This window comes from Streptomyces sp. NPDC046203 (assembly GCF_040646255.1).
Classification (GTDB): Bacteria; Actinomycetota; Actinomycetes; order Streptomycetales; family Streptomycetaceae; genus Streptomyces.
This window is the reverse complement of the sequence record NZ_JBEYZX010000028.1, coordinates 61,129-76,409: the sequence shown is the minus strand read 5'-3', so window position 1 is coordinate 76,409 and position 15,281 is coordinate 61,129. Positions and strand designations below refer to the sequence as shown.

The 15,281-nt window shown below is 71.8% G+C and carries 15 protein-coding genes; 12 read left to right on the top strand and 3 right to left on the bottom strand.

The window, feature by feature from the left end:
- Window positions 1-57: 57 nt before the first annotated feature.
- On the top strand, window positions 58-666 hold the full coding sequence (locus tag ABZ990_RS20500) for a CBS domain-containing protein (RefSeq protein WP_361233197.1): 609 nt from the start codon (window positions 58-60) through the stop codon (window positions 664-666).
- 9 nt (window positions 667-675) lie between these two features.
- Here ABZ990_RS20500 and ABZ990_RS20495 read toward each other — a convergent pair whose 3' ends face one another.
- Window positions 676-975 (bottom strand): DUF1876 domain-containing protein, encoded by a 300-nt coding sequence (locus tag ABZ990_RS20495; RefSeq protein WP_361233195.1) that lies wholly within the window; start codon window positions 973-975, stop codon window positions 676-678.
- Between the two features lie 273 nt (window positions 976-1,248).
- Here ABZ990_RS20495 and ABZ990_RS20490 point away from each other — a divergent pair, with 273 nt between their 5' ends.
- Window positions 1,249-2,046: an NAD(P)-dependent oxidoreductase gene (locus ABZ990_RS20490; RefSeq protein ID WP_361233192.1), complete on the top strand. Its 798-nt coding sequence runs from the start codon at window positions 1,249-1,251 to the stop codon at window positions 2,044-2,046.
- Between the two features lie 29 nt (window positions 2,047-2,075).
- Here ABZ990_RS20490 and ABZ990_RS20485 read toward each other — a convergent pair whose 3' ends face one another.
- The gene (locus tag ABZ990_RS20485) at window positions 2,076-3,338 is read right to left on the bottom strand and encodes a Na/Pi symporter (RefSeq protein ID WP_361233189.1); all 1,263 of its coding nucleotides are present in this window, start codon (window positions 3,336-3,338) and stop codon (window positions 2,076-2,078) included.
- 243 nt (window positions 3,339-3,581) lie between these two features.
- Between ABZ990_RS20485 and ABZ990_RS20480 the strand changes: the two genes are divergently transcribed.
- From ABZ990_RS20480 to ABZ990_RS20435, 10 genes are all read left to right on the top strand, one after another.
- Window positions 3,582-3,968: a hypothetical protein gene (locus tag ABZ990_RS20480; RefSeq protein WP_361233186.1), complete on the top strand. Its 387-nt coding sequence runs from the start codon at window positions 3,582-3,584 to the stop codon at window positions 3,966-3,968.
- Window positions 3,969-4,087: 119 nt separating this feature from the next.
- Window positions 4,088-4,555 carry a hypothetical protein gene (locus tag ABZ990_RS20475; protein ID WP_361233183.1) on the top strand — a complete coding sequence of 156 codons (468 nt, stop codon included), beginning with the start codon at window positions 4,088-4,090 and terminating at the stop codon, window positions 4,553-4,555.
- A 275-nt stretch (window positions 4,556-4,830) separates the two neighbouring features.
- Window positions 4,831-5,040, top strand: coding sequence for a Sec-independent protein translocase subunit TatA (tatA, locus tag ABZ990_RS20470; RefSeq protein WP_361233180.1), 210 nt, complete (start codon window positions 4,831-4,833; stop codon window positions 5,038-5,040).
- Window positions 5,041-5,394: 354 nt separating this feature from the next.
- The gene (locus tag ABZ990_RS20465; RefSeq protein WP_361233238.1) at window positions 5,395-6,633 is read left to right on the top strand and encodes an SGNH/GDSL hydrolase family protein; all 1,239 of its coding nucleotides are present in this window, start codon (window positions 5,395-5,397) and stop codon (window positions 6,631-6,633) included.
- A gap of 280 nt (window positions 6,634-6,913) precedes the next feature.
- Window positions 6,914-7,906 (top strand): dihydroxyacetone kinase subunit DhaK, encoded by a 993-nt coding sequence (dhaK, locus tag ABZ990_RS20460; protein WP_361233178.1) that lies wholly within the window; start codon window positions 6,914-6,916, stop codon window positions 7,904-7,906.
- A 79-nt stretch (window positions 7,907-7,985) separates the two neighbouring features.
- A complete protein-coding gene (gene dhaL / locus ABZ990_RS20455) occupies window positions 7,986-8,609 on the top strand; it encodes a dihydroxyacetone kinase subunit DhaL (protein ID WP_361233235.1) in 624 nt (207 codons plus the stop codon).
- A 32-nt stretch (window positions 8,610-8,641) separates the two neighbouring features.
- Window positions 8,642-9,094 (top strand): PTS fructose transporter subunit IIA, encoded by a 453-nt coding sequence (locus ABZ990_RS20450; protein ID WP_361233233.1) that lies wholly within the window; start codon window positions 8,642-8,644, stop codon window positions 9,092-9,094.
- Window positions 9,095-9,328: 234 nt separating this feature from the next.
- Window positions 9,329-11,353 carry an NADPH-dependent 2,4-dienoyl-CoA reductase gene (locus ABZ990_RS20445; protein WP_361233175.1) on the top strand — a complete coding sequence of 675 codons (2,025 nt, stop codon included), beginning with the start codon at window positions 9,329-9,331 and terminating at the stop codon, window positions 11,351-11,353.
- Window positions 11,354-11,602: 249 nt separating this feature from the next.
- Complete coding sequence (locus tag ABZ990_RS20440; protein ID WP_361233172.1) at window positions 11,603-12,184, top strand: helix-turn-helix transcriptional regulator; 582 nt, start codon at window positions 11,603-11,605, stop codon at window positions 12,182-12,184.
- 91 nt (window positions 12,185-12,275) lie between these two features.
- Window positions 12,276-13,676: a monooxygenase gene (locus ABZ990_RS20435; protein ID WP_361233169.1), complete on the top strand. Its 1,401-nt coding sequence runs from the start codon at window positions 12,276-12,278 to the stop codon at window positions 13,674-13,676.
- 65 nt (window positions 13,677-13,741) lie between these two features.
- Here ABZ990_RS20435 and ABZ990_RS20430 read toward each other — a convergent pair whose 3' ends face one another.
- Complete coding sequence (locus tag ABZ990_RS20430) at window positions 13,742-15,079, bottom strand: DUF2252 domain-containing protein (protein ID WP_361233166.1); 1,338 nt, start codon at window positions 15,077-15,079, stop codon at window positions 13,742-13,744.
- Window positions 15,080-15,281: the final 202 nt, after the last annotated feature.

Sequence of the window (15,281 nt, the reverse complement as noted above, 5' to 3'; positions counted from 1 at the left end):
GGACCCCTGCCCGTGAGGGATCATGGACAAAGGATCCGAGAAGGGACGGGATCGAAGATGAGGCACCGCAACGTCGCCGACCTCATGACACCGACCGCGGTCGCGGTGCAGCGGGGGACTCCGTTCAAGGAGATCGCCCGGCTGCTCGACGAGTACGGCATCACCGCCGTCCCCGTGGTCGACGAGGCGAACCGGCCCATCGGCGTCGTCTCCGAGGCGGACCTCATGCGGCGGCACACCGTCAAGGACGGTCCCAGCAGTGCCGAGGCGATGATGACGAGCCCCGTGGTCGTGGCCCGCCCGTCCTGGACGGCCGTGGAGGCGGCCCGGGTCATGGAGCGGCACCGCGTGAAGCGGCTGCCGGTGGTGGACCCGCAGGGGCAGCTGATCGGGGTGCTCAGCCGCAGCGATCTGCTCCAGTTGTTCCTGCGGCGGGACCGGTCCATCCAGGAGGAGATCGTGGAGGACGTGGTCACCCGAATCCTCCGGCTCTCCCCCGCCTCCCTGCACATCGACGTCACGGAGGGCCGGGTCACCCTCAGCGGGGTCCTGCCGCGCAAGAGCCTCGCGCCGATCTTCCTGCGGCTGTGCGAGGACGTGGACGGCGTGGTGGAGGTCGTGGACCGGCTCACGTACGAGGACGCGCCCGCGCCGACCGATTCGTAGGCCGCCGGGCTACTGGGCCGCCTCGGGCCAGCCGTATCCCGGGCCGGTGCGCCGTGGCACGGTGCCGGCGCCCGCGGCCTCCATCCCCCGGTCGGCCTCTCTCATGAGCTGACCGGCCAGGTCCTTCATGGCCCGCCCGGCGGCCAGCTCGTCGCCGATCGCCGGTACGTCCGCGTCTGCCGGGTTGCACCGGGCGGAGCCGTGTCCGGTGAGGGTCGACGTACCGGTGTCCAGGCGGGCCTTCGCCTTGGTCCTGCCGCCGTCCTCGACCAGGTCCAGGCCGACCTTCCACTCGAGGTGCCGTGTCATGGCCTGCCTCCTCGTGCCCTTCGCCGCGCGTGAGTACCGCGCGACCGTTCTCCCTTCCATGGTCCCGCCACCGGCCCGACGCCGCCACGCGATGATCGCCGACCGCCCTGGGAGGCTTCCCCCGCGCTGTTCCACTCCCTCCACTCCCCCTGCACGCCCCTCCGTGTCCTCGCATCAGCGAGAGCCCGTACGAAAGAATCGCGGGCGGAAATATCGCGGTCGGGAGGATCACGTACGGTCCGACTGTCAGTGACCTGGGGCACACTTGCCGCCATGAAGACGAATCTCGGGACCGTGGTGATCACCGGCGCGGCCGGACGCATCGGATCGGCGATACGGCTCGGCCTGCGCGAAGAAGCGGAACGTCTGGTGCTGGCCGACCGCGTCGCCCTCACCGCGCAGTCGCCCGTCGAGGAGGTCCGGCGGTTCGACCTGCTCGACCCCGACGCGGTGACCGCCGCCCTGGAAGGCGCGGACGCCGTGGTGCACCTGGGCGGAGTGCCGGACGAAGCGCCGCTGCCGGAGCTGCTGGAAGGCAATGTGCTGGGGACCCACCATGTGCTGGAGGGTGCCCGCCGGCAGGGGGTGGGGCGGGTCGTTCTCGCCAGCAGCAACCGGCTCACCGGCTTCTATCCGGTCTCGACGACGGTCACGCCCGAGATGCCGCCGCGACCCGACGGGCTCTACGGGATGAGCAAGGTGGCGGTCGAGGCCCTGGGGCGTCTGTACGCGGACAAGTTCGGTCTGTCCGTCGTCTGTCTGCGCATCGGGAGCTTCGAGCCCGTGCCGAGCGAGCCGCGCCATCTCGCCACCTGGCTGAGCCCGCGGGACTGTCTCGGCTTCGTCCGGGCCGCTCTCACCGCTCCGGACATCGGCTTCGCGGCCGTCTACGCCGTCTCCGCCAACAAGCGCCGGTTCTGGGACCTGGAGGCCGCGACGGCTCTGGGATACACGCCCGTGGACGACTCGGAGCCCTTCGCTCCGCGCCTGGCCCAGGAAGGGGACGAGGACGGCAGCGAACCGCAGGGCGGCGTGTTCGCCAGTCCGGAATTCACGCTCCGGTACCTCTGACCTCGCGCCGCCCGCCGCCGTGCGGCTCCTCAGACCACGCCCACCAGCACGATGACCAGGGCGGGCAGGGCGATGAAGACGGTGCCGAGGTAGACGGCGAGGACCCATCGGTGCTCGGAGGCGACACGGGCGAGGTTCTCGGCACAGAACAACGGCACGGGGCGCAGGAACGGAATCACATAGATCACGACGATCGCGAAGAGGTTGTAGACCAGGTGGACGAAGGCCGCCTGCAGGCCGATCTCCGCGTCCGGCCCGACGCCCGCGAACGCCGCGAAGACCACCGTGAACGTGGTGCCGAGGTTGGAGCCGACGACAACGGGATACACCTGCGCCGGCGTCAGGATGCCCGTTCCGGCGAAGGGGACCAGCACGGACGTGGTGATGGTCGAGGACTGGGTGACGACGGTGACTCCCATGCCCGACGCCATGGCGAGGTAGGCGTTGCGGCCGACGGCCCGGATCAGGATGTCGCGGGCTCTGCCGACCATGAGGAGTTTGAGCAGTTTTCCCAGGTAGCGGACGGCGACCAGGATCAGCGCGGCGCCGATCACGATGGTGAACAGCGGGCCGAGGGTGCTGCTGATGTGCGTGGTCGCGTGGATCACTCCGTGTTCCACGGGCCTGGTGGCCGCCCGGATGAAGTTGAAGTGCGACGGATTCGGCAGCCAGTCCGTGCCGTACAGCGCGTGGGTCAGCGCCCCGCTGAGGTGTTGCAGTGGATGCCAGATCAGCTCGATGGGGAAGAAGATCAGCAGCGCGAGCCAGTTGTAGAAGTCGTGGACGGTCGAGGCGCCCAGCGCCCTGCGGAACTCCGCGCGGTTTCGGACGAAGGTCAGCGCGACCAGGCTCGTCGTCACGGTGGTGCCGACGTTCGCGCCCAGGATGATGGGGATCGCTCCTTGGATGGGCAGCGCGCCCGAGCCCACGGCGGTGACGGCGATGGCCGTCGTCGTGGTCGAGGACTGGATCAGGACCGTACCGAGCACGCCGACGCTCAGCCCGACCCAGGGGTTGGCGGCGAAGGCGAACATGGCGTGCGCCGCGTCGCTGCCCAGCCCCGCGAAGCCTCGGCTGATGATGCTCACGGCACAGATCAGCAGATAGATCAGCCCGGCGACCCCGCACCAGCCGAGAACCTTGGTCCACACCGGAAACCGGCCGGCTCCGGAGTCGTCCTCGGCCTCGGCCTCGGGTTCCGTGGGCGCCGGGCCGCCGGAAGGGGTTCGCGCGGAGGAGTCACCCTTCCCTTGGCTCTCGTCCGGCCCGCCGCCGGAGGTGGCTTCCGCCATGGAGCAAGGCTACGAGCTCCCGCCGAGGGCCGCGCGCGACCAGGCGCCGTCCGTGGGGGGCGCGGGCGTGAGCCCGCGCGGGCCGGTCCTCGACGGGTCCCGCCCCGCCCGGCTCCCGGGCCGGGGCACAGAAATCAAGGGCCAGTCCGCCGCAGTCTCGGCTGACCGACAGCGGGCAACGGGGCGGTGGGCCGAAAGACATCACTCACGTCGTCTCGGAAACACTCTGGTGAGGATCAAAGAATGAGCCGAACCCTGTTCGTACTCCGTTACCGGAACGGCGAACCTGAGCCCCTTGACCTGGAGCTCGTCCGGGAAGTCCTGTCGCCGTACATCGCCGCCGCTGCCGAGGACATCAGAAACGGCGTGCTGCTCCGGACTGCCGACGGTCACGAGGTCGACGTGGACGTCAATGATTTCTGCATCACCGTCAGCCGCTTCCCACCGGGTCAATTTTTCGACATCCTGGCCGCGCTGATGGACCGCCTCGGAGCGAGTGTCACCCCGACGGACATGCCCGTGGCCCTCCGCGACGAAGCGGACCGGGCTCATCTTCCCGCGAGAGGCGCAGCAGACGCTGCCGTCATCGCCTTGACCGGCCCGGCCCTTGAGCGGTACCTCACCACCTGAGGTGGGCGGACGAAGGGACGAAGGGACGAAGGGACGAAGGGACGAAGGGACAATGGAGCTTTCGAAATCTGAGTACATCGACTCAGGCCCCTGACCTCCGGACCTGTGAGTGTTCCGGCATGAACACCCCATACTCGGAACCCCTGCCGGTGCCCCTGCGGGCGGCCGGGGCCGCCGTCACCGGTGGGTCGGTGGCCTTGGCCGCGTGCTCCCTGTTCGCCGCGACGGACCGCCGGCACGGGCAGAGCTGTGCGGCCGTCGACGGCTTGTGCTGGACGTGGTGGGACTGGGCCGCGATCCCCGTCGCCTTCGCGGCGGCCCTGACCGTCCTGGCCGTCGTCTACAAGGTGCTGGACATCCGGCCGAGGATCGCGGTCATACCGCCGACGGTCGTCTTCGCGCCGGTTCTGCTCGGTGTCGCGCAAGCGACCGGCGGTATGTGGGCCGCCACCGTCGCGGGCGGAGTCTGGTCCGGCTGCTTCGCGCTGGCCACGGTGGGCGACCGGCGCCACCGGATGGTGGGCCTCCCCGTGGCAGCCGCCCTCGTCCTGGCCACGCTCGTCCTGCTCATTGCCCTGCCCGGCTGAGCCTCCGTCCGGACCCGGCGTGTCCGCGCCCTCTGACACCGAAACTCCGCGCCCATGCCCACACCACGCCACGCCACGCCACGAGCACCAAGGCCGGCCTTCCGGCATGCGCCGGCGGCCCGCGAAGAAACAGGACATGCCCGAGGCGAATCCGTCCGCCGGACCCTCTCCCCATGACGCCCCCACCCGCTTATACACTTGCGCAACAAAGCAAGCGTCGACTCGAAGACGAGCGAGCGGCGCGCTGCCCGAGCGGACGAGAAGGAAGTGGCCAAATGCTCCGCAACGCACTGGAACCGTGGCATCTGCTGCTCGTGGTGATCGCGTTCATCGCACTCTTCGGATCGAAGAGGCTGCCGGACACGGCGAGATCCCTGGGCAAGTCCCTGCGCATCCTCAAGAGTGAGACCCGCGCCCTGCGCGACGACGCGGAAACCGGCGCCACCCCGGCCGGCCCGGATGGAGGCACCCGGACCACCCCCTGACGATCTCTCCGCTCCCGCGACCGCACCCTGGAAGGCCGCATCAGGCCGAGCCCAGGGCCGGGCAGCGCAGAGCCCGCACCCGCCATGCGCAGGTGCGACCAAGAAGCCGACCCCCGTCCATCCGGACGGGGGTCGGCTTCTCGCATATCCACCGCCGGGAAGTCGTCCTCCACCCAGCAACACCACTAAATGGATCCAGGGTTCCATTAGTTGGCGATAGCCTGTTACGCTCGCCTCAAGTTAACGGAACGCAGGCCCCATTAGGAGTTCGCCGTGAAGTCTCGCCCCGCCCTTCGCCCCTCCCTTCGCCTCGTCGCCGCCCCTCTCGTCGCAGGGGCCCTCGCGGTCGGGTTCCTGGCCCACCCGGGCGCGGCCGGTACGAGCCGGACCCGCCCCGTCGACTGGTCCGCCGCCTGGGGCGCCTCCCCTCAGCTCCCCAGCGAGGGCTTCACTCCCAACTGGTCACGCGAGGGCTTCTCCCACCAGTCCGTACGTCAGGTCGTCCGCGTCACCGACGGCGGCGACGCGGTCAGGATCCGGCTGTCCAACGCCTACGGCACATCCCCGCTGAAGATCACGGGCGCCACGATCGCGCGCACCACGCGCGGCGCGGCCGTCGAGAAGGACTCCCTCCGCCCGCTCACCTTCGGCGGCCGGCACTCGGTCGCGATACCGGCGCACGGCGAACTGCGCAGCGACGCGGCCTCGTTGGACCTCAAGCCCTTGGAATCCGTCTCGATCACCCTCTACTTCGAGGGAACCACGGGCCCCGCGACCTTCCACTCCCAAGGATGGACCGACACCTACCGCGCGGACGGCGACCACCGCGCCGATGCCTCGAGTGCCGCCTACACCGACAAGACCCAGTCCTGGTACTACCTTTCCGGCGTCGAAGTCGGCGCGGCGGACCACGCGGGCGCCACCGGACACGCGAACGACAAGCAGAAGAACGGCAAGAACGGGATCGTCGCCTTCGGGGACTCCATCACCGACGGCTTCGCCTCGACTCCCAACGCCAACCACCGCTACACCGACGTCCTGACCGAGCTCACCGGGCGCCCCGTCGTCAACGAGGGCATCGGCGGCAACCTCGTCCTCAACGACTCGGCCTGGTTCGGCGAACGCTCCTCCGCCCGTTTCTCCCGCGACGCCCTGGACCAGCCGGGCGTCTCCACCGTCGTCGTTCTCGAAGGCCTCAACGACATCGGCTACAGCGAGGCCGCCAAGGGCGAGCACCCCCCGTACATGTACAAGCCCGCGCCCGTCGTCTCGGCCAAGGAACTCATCGACGGCTACCGCGCACTGATCGACGCCGCGCACGCCAGGGGCCTCAAGGCCGTCGGCGCGACCCTGCTCCCCTTCAAGGGAGGCGACCACTGGGGCCCGCACTCCGCGAAGGTCAGTGACGAGGTCAACGACTGGATCCGCGACTCGGGAGAGTACGACGCCTACGCCGACCTCGACCGGGCCCTCGCCGACCCCACCGACCCCGACCGCCTCGCCCCCGCCTACGACTCCGGCGACGGCCTGCACCCCAACGACGCCGGCTACCGCGTCATGGCGGAGACGGTCGCCAAGGCCCTGCCGAAGTAACGGGGGTCGGGAGCGGCGGAGAGCCGGATCATCCGGGGGCGCCCCTCTCGGCGGTCGCCGCACCGGCACGTCGCCCCCGCCGATCCGAGCCGCACATCTGTCAGATTTACCTGATCTTCACCGCCGCAAGGCCGATACTGCCGACGAGAGACCGTCCACCCCGCCCGCCCCGGCGCCAGGCTCGGTGACCACTCGGCATCATCGGCACCGACGGCATTCGCCCCGAGCACTGTGGATCGTCTGCCCACACGCCAACCTGCCCACCGCACGAGGAGACACCTTGAAGATGCTGATCAATGTGCCGGAGACCGTGGTCGCGGACGCGCTGCGCGGGATGGCCGCCGCGCATCCCGAGCTGACCGTGGATGTGGAGAACCGGGTCGTGCTGCGGCGCGACGCACCGGTCGCCGGTCAGGTGGCGCTGGTGTCCGGCGGCGGGTCGGGGCACGAGCCGCTGCACGCCGGGTTCGTGGGTCCCGGAATGCTCGCCGCTGCGGCGGCCGGCGAGATTTTCACAAGTCCCGTTCCCGATCAGATGGTTCGGGCGGCGGCCTCGGTCGACAGTGGCGCCGGGGTGCTGTTCGTGGTCAAGAACTACACCGGCGACGTGCTCAACTTCGACATGGCCGCGGAGCTCGCGGAGGAGGAGGGCATCCGGATCGCCAAGGTTCTCGTCGACGACGATGTGGCCGTGACCGACAGTCTGTTCACGGCCGGGCGCCGGGGTACCGGTGCCACGCTGTTCGTGGAGAAGATCGCGGGCGCCGCCGCCGAGGAGGGCGCCCCGCTCGAACGCGTCGAGGCCATCGCCCGCCGGGTGAACGAGCGTTCGCGGAGCTTCGGGGTGGCGCTGAGCGCGGTCACCACCCCGGCGAAGGGCTCGCCGACCTTCGATCTCCCGCCGGGCGAGCTGGAGTTGGGCATCGGCATCCACGGGGAACCGGGCCGGGAGCGGCGTCCGATGATGACCTCGGGAGAGATCGCGGACGTCGCCGTCGACGCGGTCCTGGACGATCTGCGCCCGCGCGGGCCGGTACTCGCGCTGGTGAACGGGATGGGGGCGACCCCGCTTCTGGAGCTGTACGGGTTCAACGCGGAGGTCCACCGCGTGCTCGGCGAGCGCCGGGTGCCGGTCGCGCGCACCCTGGTCGGCAACTACGTGACCTCGCTGGACATGGCGGGCTGCTCGGTGACGCTGTGCGAGGCGGACGAGGAGACGCTGCGGCTCTGGGACGCGCCGGTGCGGACGCCCGCGCTGCGCTGGGGACGGTGAGCGGGCCGTGCCGGAGCGGAACGAAGACGGTACGACCAGGACGGACGAGGCGGACGTGACGGCGGAGAGGACGGCGGACATGGCCGGGGAACCGGAGACGGAGACGGAGTACGGCGCGGAGTTCTTCCGCGCCTGGCTGACGGCGGCGGCGGTCGCCGTGGACCGGGAGGCGGACCGGCTGACCGAGCTGGACTCGGCGATCGGCGACGCCGATCACGGCGCCAACCTCAAGCGGGGCTTCGCGGCGGTCGGCGCGACCCTGGAGAAGGAGCCGCCGGCCACGCCCGGCGCGGTGCTCGCGACCGCCGGGCGGCAGCTGATCTCGACGGTGGGCGGTGCGTCCGGTCCGCTGTTCGGGACGCTGCTGCGACGCACCGGAAAGGCGCTGGGCGAGGCCCCCGCGGTATCGCGGACCACGCTCGCCGAGGCGCTGACGGCCGGGGTCGCGGCGGTGGCGCAGCTCGGCGGGGCGCAGGTGGGCGACAAGACGATGCTGGACGCGCTGACGCCCGCCGCCGAGGCGCTTCGGACGTCGTTCGCGGCGGCCCGGGAGGCGGCGGAGGCCAGCGCGCTGTCGACCGTACCCCTGCTCGCGCGCAAGGGCCGGGCCAGCTATCTGGGCGAGCGGTCGCGCGGACACCAGGACCCCGGCGCGACCTCGTCGGCGCTGCTGATCGCCGCGCTCGCGGAGGTGGCGGCGTGAGTGGCGTGAGTGGCGTGAGCGGCACGGATGGCATGAGCGGTACGCCGAGCAGCGGCGGGGCGAACGGTGGGCCGGGCGGGTCCGCGGGCCGGGTCGGCATCGTGCTGGTCTCGCACAGCGCGGCGGTCGCCGCCTCGGTCGCCGAGCTGGCCCGCGGGCTGGCCGGCGGCGGGGACACGGCGCCGGTCGTGGCGGCGGGCGGACTACCGGACGGCGGTCTGGGCACCAGCGCGGAGCTGATCGCCGAGGCGGCCAAGAGCGCGGACGGCGGCGCCGGGGTGGCGCTTCTGGTCGATCTCGGCAGCGCCGTGCTCACGGTGAAGGCGCTGCTCGCGGAGGGCGACGAGCTGCCGGAGGGCTCGCGCCTGGTGGACGCTCCGTTCGTGGAGGGCGCGGTGGCGGCGCTGGTGACGGCGAGCGCCGGGGGCGATCTGGACGCGGTGGTGGCCGCGGCGTCGGAGGCGTACGCCTACCGCAAGGTGTGAGCCGCCGCCCCGCCGGCCGTACCCCGTACTCCGTATCCCGCCCGTTCCTCACATCGGGCGGACGGGGTACGGCCCGGGGCACACCGGCACCGGCCCGCCACGGGGTGGGCATGCCGTCGGGCCGCGTCTGTGGCGTCGGGCACATCGCCCCACCCCCGTTATGCAACTTGTTGCACAAGCCTCCGCCGGTCGTCTACAACAGTCGATGACGACCCCGCTCGAGGAGGCGCCCCCATGGCCCCGAACACCCCGTACCCGCATCTGCTCAGCCCGCTCGACCTCGGCTTCACCACCCTGCCCAACCGGGTGCTGATGGGCTCCATGCACGTCGGCCTGGAGGAGGCCGAGCACGGCTTCGCACGCATGGCCGCGTTCTACGCGGAGCGGGCCCGCGGCGGTGTCGGGCTCATCGTCACCGGCGGCATCGCCCCCAACGAGGCCGGCCGGCCCTGGGACGGCGGCGCGAAGCTGACCTCGGCCGAGGAGGTCGCCGAGCACCGGCTCATCACCGACGCCGTGCACGCCGAGGGCGGCCGGATCGCGATGCAGATCCTGCACTTCGGCCGGTACGCCTACCACGAGGGCCTCGTCGCGCCCAGCCCCCTCAAGGCCCCCATCAGCCCCTTCGTACCGAACGAGCTGAGCGACGCCGAGGTCGAGCAGACCGTCGAGGACTACGCCCGCTGCGCCGAGCTGGCCCGGGAGGCCGGCTACGACGGCGTCGAGGTGATGGGCTCCGAGGGCTATCTGATCAACGAGTTCATCGCCTCGGCGACCAACCACCGCACCGACCGCTGGGGCGGCTCGTACGAGAACCGGACGCGCTTCCCGCTGGAGATCGTGCGCCGTATCCGCGAGCGGGTCGGCGACGACTTCATCGTGGTCTACCGGCTCTCCATGCTCGACCTGGTCCCCGGCGGCTCCACCCTCGACGAGGTGGTGGCCCTCGCCAAGGAGATCGAGTCGGCCGGCGCCACGATCATCAACACCGGCATCGGCTGGCACGAGGCCCGGATCCCCACCATCGCCACCTCCGTGCCGCGCGGCGCCTACACCTGGGTGACGAAGCGGCTGATGGGCGCGGTGTCGGTGCCGCTGGTCACCGGCAACCGGGTCAACACCCCCGAGGTCGCCGAGCAGGTCCTCGCCGAGGGCCGCGCCGACATGATCTCCATGGCCCGCCCCTTCCTCGCCGACCCGGAGTTCGTCGCCAAGGCCGCGGCCGGCCGGCCGGAGACCATCAACACCTGCATCGGCTGCAACCAGGCGTGCCTCGACCACACCTTCAGCCTGAAGATCACCTCCTGTCTGGTGAACCCGCGGGCCTGCCACGAGACCGAGCTGGTCCTGGCCCCCACCCGGCTCGCCAAGCGGATCGCCGTCGTCGGCGCCGGTCCGGCCGGTCTCGCCTGCGCGGTGTCGGCCGCCGAACGCGGCCACTCGGTCACCCTGTTCGACGCGGGCGCCGAGATCGGCGGGCAGCTGAACGTGGCCCGGCGGGTGCCCGGCAAGGAGGAGTTCGACGAGACCCTGCGCTACTTCCGGGTCCAGCTCGCCGAGCGCGGTGTCGACGTCCGCCTGAACACGTACGTCACGGCGGACGACCTCGCGGAGTACGACGAGGTCGTCGTCGCCACCGGTGTCACCCCGCGCGTCCCCGCCATCGAGGGCATCGAGCACCCGAGCGTGGTCGGCTACCTGGACGTGCTGCGCGACGGCGCCCCGGTCGGCGAGCGGGTCGCGATCCTCGGCGCCGGCGGCATCGGCTTCGACGTCGCCGAGTTCCTCACGGACGGCGGCGAGGGCGCGAGCCAGGACCCCGAGACGTACTTCCGCCAGTGGGGTGTCGACACGGCCTACGCCTCCCGGGGCGGACTGCGCGCGCCCGAGCGGCCCCGGCCGCCGCGCCAGGTCCACCTGCTCCAGCGCAAGACCACCAAGGTCGGCGCGGGCCTCGGCAAGACCACCGGCTGGATCCACCGCACCGAGCTGAAGCACCGCGGCGTCACCATGGTCGCCGGCGTCACGTACGAGCGGATCGACGACGCGGGGCTGCACCTCACCGTCGACGGCGAGCGGCAGGTCCTGCCGGTCGACACGGTGGTGCTGTGCACCGGTCAGGAGCCGCGCCGCGACCTGTACGAGGCGCTGACCGCGGCGGGCCGCACGGCGCACCTGATCGGCGGAGCGGACCTCGCCGCCGAGCTGGACGCCAAGCGGGCGATCGACCAGGGCACGCGGCTCGCCGCCACGTTCTGACCGACAGGCCCGTACAGGCCGAGGGCCCGGTTCGCCGGGCCCTCGGTGTCCGGCGGGCCGGGCCCTCGGCCGGACAGCCGAATCGCCGGACCTGCCGGACCGCCCGGGCCCGGCCCCCTCGCGGCCGGTACGCCGGCGCGTCAAGACCCGCACGACCGGCCGGTACGTCGGCACACCGGCGCCCGGACGACCGGCACCCCGACGACCGGCACCCCGCCCCCCTCCACGGGCCGTATCTAGGATGCGTGCATGTCCCTCCCGCACGCGATCCTCACGGCCCTGCTCGAGAAGCCGTCCTCCGGTCTCGAACTGACGCGCCGTTTCGACCGGTCGATCGGCTACTTCTGGTCGGCCACGCACCAGCAGATCTATCGCGAGCTCGGCAAGCTGGAGCAGGCGGGGCACATCCGTGCCCTGCCCGCTCCCGTCCCCGCGCGCGGGCAGAAGAAGGAGTACGAGGTGCTCCCCGCCGGGCGGGCCGAGCTGGCCGCCTGGGTGGAGGTCAGCGAGGATCCCAAGCCGCTGCGCTCGGCGCTGCTGCTGCGGATGCGGGCGGCGGCCGTCGTCGGCGGTCATGGACTGCGGGCCGAACTGGAGCGCCATCTGGCCTTGCACCAGAGCCAGTTGGACGAGTATCTGGACATCGAGGCGCGGGACTTCCCGCCCGCGCGCCGGACGGCGGAGCCCGACCGGCTGCGCCATCTCGTCCTGCGGGGCGGCATCGACCTGGAACGATTCTGGGTGGGCTGGCTCACGCACGCGCTGGCCGAGTTGCCGGACGTCCGAAGCGGTGGGACGGCCCGACCGACGGACGTCGGCCACGAGGCCTGAATCCGCTCCTCGCCGCACACCGCCGTGGATACTGGTCGCACCGAGACCGGACGGATCCACGGGCGTGGATCCACCACGCGAAAGGGCGAGGATGGTCGACGAGTTGAGGCCCCGCAGGACACGTCACGCGGTGGTCGTCGGGGGGAGTCTCGCGGGTCTGCTGGCCGCCCGGGTGCTCAGCGAGCACGCCGAGCGGGTCACGGTCGTGGAGCGCGACCGCTTCCCGGAGGGGCCGGACCCCCGGCCCGGTGTCCCGCAGGGACGCCATCTGCACGTACTGATCGAAGGCGGCCAGCGGGCGTTCGACGAGCTGTTGCCCGGCTTCGTCGACGAGCTGAGCACGCTGGGCGCGCCCCGGCTCGGATCGCCCGAGGACATGGTCCAGTGGCAGGACGGGCAATGGGTCCCGCGTACCGAGCCGATGGTCCACTTCTACTCCGGACCCCGCGCGCAGCTCGACTGGCTGACCCGTAAGCGGGTGTTCGCCGATCCCCGGATCGAGCGGATCGAGGGCGCCGAGGTCACCGGGCTCATCGGCGATTCCCGGCGGGTGCGGGGTGTGCTGCTGCGCGAGCGCGGGGCGGGCGGCGAGTCCGGCCGGGAGCCGCGCCGGCTGGAGGCCGACCTGGTGGTGGACGCCTCGGGCCGTTCCTCGAAGGCGGCGGACTGGCTGGCGGGTATCGGCGCCGAGGCGCCGCACGAGGAGACCCTGGACACGGGGCTCGCCTACGCCACCCGGGTGTTCCGCTCCCCCGCCGAGGATCCGTCCACCGACGCTCTCGGCTACTACGTCGTCCCCAACCCCGACCAGGTGTACGCCGGAGTGGTGCTGCCGCTCGGCGACGGCCGCCATCTGGCCACCCTGTCGGGGCTGCGCGACGATCCGCCTTCCGCGGACGAGGAGTTGTTCGAGGCGTACGCGCGCAAGCTGCCCCACCCGGTGATCGCGGACTGGATCGCCAAGGCCGAGCCGCTGTCCCGGGTCCACGGCTTCCGCAAGACCGCCAACATCCGCCGCCGCTACGACCGTCCCGGGCGCCGCCCGGCCGGTTTCCTCGCCACCGGCGACGCGCTGTGCTGCTTCAACCCGATCTACGGGCAGGGCATGGCCGTCGCGGCGCTGAGCGCGGTCGCGCTGCGCGACGCGCTCGCCGACCGCAAGCGGGTGCCGACCACACGGCGCGTCCAGAAGGCGTTGTTCGACGCGTCCCGGCAGGCCTGGGAGATCTCGGCGGGCGCCGACAAGAAGATGCCCGGTGCGACGGGTGACGCGGCACGGGCCAAGCCCCAGGACAGGCTGACCGACTGGTACATGGGCCGGGTGCTTCAGCTGACCCCGACCCACCCGGTGGTCGGCGCGGCCTTCCGTGCCGTGGCGGCCCTGGACGCTCCGATGAGCGCGCTGTTCGCGCCGTCCGTGGCCCGGGCGGTGCTGTTCGCCCCGGACCCGGAGATCCTCACGGAGCCGCCGATGTACCGCCCGGAGGCGTAGCGGCGTAGCACCGCCGAACTCCACGCGCCGGCGGCGGTCACGGTGACGGTGGCGGCGGCCCGGGCTCAGACGTCCGGGGCCGCCGTCACCACGCCGGCGGCGATGGCCGCGCCGAGGGCCGCGTAGTCGTCGGCGTTCTGTGCCGCGTAGCGCACGGCGAAGTCGGCGATGGCCCGGTCGAAGACGTCCGAGGAGCCGAGGTAGGCGGCGATGGCGATCCGGTCGCCGGAGCGGGCGTGGGCCCGGGCGAGGGTCCGGCCGCACAGCCGCGCGTACTCCCGCAGCATGGACGGGGGCATGGTCTCGACCTCGGCCGACCCCTTCATGTCGCGCAACTGGCGCCAGTAGAAGTGGCGCTGCTCGGGTCCGGTCATCCAGCCGAGGAAGATGTCGCTGGCGGCCTGGATGAGTCGCTGCCCCAGGACCACCCGGCGCCCCTGGTGGTCGAACCGGCCGGCCGGCAGATACCGCTCCAGGACCGAGGGAACGGCCTCCTTGATCTGGAGGAAGAGCGGGTCCCCCTCGTCTCGGCCCTCCAGGAACAGCACGAAGCAGCGGGTGCCGACGCTGCCGACGCCGACGACCTTGCGGGCGGCGTCGACGAAGCGGAAGCGGTCGAGGAGGATCCGGCGCTCCTCGGAGAGCGAGCTGCGGTAGTCGCTGAAGATCTTGCCGAGCGAGACCCGGTCGATGTCGGTGGTCCGCTCCAGCAGGGGCGGGGCGTGCACGATGTGGCGGCCGGAGTCGTCCTGGACGGTGAGTTTCCCCAGCGCCTGGAGGCTGTCGTGGCCGCGGACGCGGGACAGCCGGCGCTCCACCCGTTCGCGCTGTGCGCCGCTCACCAGGGGCGTGATGTCCTCGGCGGTGATCCGCTCGTACCAGACGGCGAGTTCGCCGAGCCCGGCCAGGCGCCGCATCGCGCCGCGGTACGCCTCGGTGGCGGCCAGGGCGGCACGGTGGGCCTTGGCCTCGCCGGCGCCGTTCTGGAAGGCGGCGACGGCCAGGGAGGCGGCGAGGCGCTTGACGTCCCATTCGAAGGGGCCGGGCAGCGTCTCGTCGAAGTCGTTGACATCGAACAGAAGCGCCCGTTCGGGTGATGCGTAGACGCCGAAGTTGAGCAGATGGGCGTCGCCGCACAACTGGACGGTCAGTCCGGTGTGCCGAACGGCGGCGAGGTCCGCGGCCATGACGGCGGCGCCGCCGCGCAGGAACGCGAAGGGCGAGTCGGCCATCCGTCCGTAGCGGATGGGCACGAGGTCGGTCAGCCGGTCGACGGACTGGCGTTCCAGGACGGTCAGCGGGTCGGGGCGCTGGGAGGAGGGTATCCAGCGGCCGTGCGAGGTGCGGGGGGCGCGCTTGCGGGCGGCCCTGCCCCTCTCGGCCCTTTCGGACGGCGTCGTCATCCCGACTCACCCGCTTCTTCCACCGCCTCGAACACGCGGTTTGTGCGATGCGATCCATTACACGGCGCGCCGCTCGTTTCGGCCACTCTCGCCGGCGGGACTTCCTCAATGGTTTAGACCAATGCTAGGAAGGGATCACCTCTCGATTCGGAGGGGTACGCCCACAAATGGTTGAACCTGGCACGACGGGCGTCACGACGGG

What these genes read in the sequence shown, in the direction of transcription:
- ABZ990_RS20500 (WP_361233197.1), top strand. Translation starts at nt 58, where the DNA reads ATGAGGCACCGCAACGTCGCCGACCTCATGACACCGACCGCGGTCGCG.
- ABZ990_RS20495 (WP_361233195.1), bottom strand. Translation starts at nt 975, where the DNA reads ATGACACGGCACCTCGAGTGGAAGGTCGGCCTGGACCTGGTCGAGGAC.
- ABZ990_RS20490 (WP_361233192.1), top strand. Translation starts at nt 1,249, where the DNA reads ATGAAGACGAATCTCGGGACCGTGGTGATCACCGGCGCGGCCGGACGC.
- ABZ990_RS20485 (WP_361233189.1), bottom strand. Translation starts at nt 3,338, where the DNA reads ATGGCGGAAGCCACCTCCGGCGGCGGGCCGGACGAGAGCCAAGGGAAG.
- ABZ990_RS20480 (WP_361233186.1), top strand. Translation starts at nt 3,582, where the DNA reads ATGAGCCGAACCCTGTTCGTACTCCGTTACCGGAACGGCGAACCTGAG.
- ABZ990_RS20475 (WP_361233183.1), top strand. Translation starts at nt 4,088, where the DNA reads ATGAACACCCCATACTCGGAACCCCTGCCGGTGCCCCTGCGGGCGGCC.
- tatA (WP_361233180.1), top strand. Translation starts at nt 4,831, where the DNA reads ATGCTCCGCAACGCACTGGAACCGTGGCATCTGCTGCTCGTGGTGATC.
- dhaL (WP_361233235.1), top strand. Translation starts at nt 7,986, where the DNA reads ATGGCCGGGGAACCGGAGACGGAGACGGAGTACGGCGCGGAGTTCTTC.
- ABZ990_RS20450 (WP_361233233.1), top strand. Translation starts at nt 8,642, where the DNA reads ATGAGCGGTACGCCGAGCAGCGGCGGGGCGAACGGTGGGCCGGGCGGG.
- ABZ990_RS20445 (WP_361233175.1), top strand. Translation starts at nt 9,329, where the DNA reads ATGGCCCCGAACACCCCGTACCCGCATCTGCTCAGCCCGCTCGACCTC.
- ABZ990_RS20440 (WP_361233172.1), top strand. Translation starts at nt 11,603, where the DNA reads ATGTCCCTCCCGCACGCGATCCTCACGGCCCTGCTCGAGAAGCCGTCC.
- ABZ990_RS20435 (WP_361233169.1), top strand. Translation starts at nt 12,276, where the DNA reads ATGGTCGACGAGTTGAGGCCCCGCAGGACACGTCACGCGGTGGTCGTC.
- ABZ990_RS20430 (WP_361233166.1), bottom strand. Translation starts at nt 15,079, where the DNA reads ATGACGACGCCGTCCGAAAGGGCCGAGAGGGGCAGGGCCGCCCGCAAG.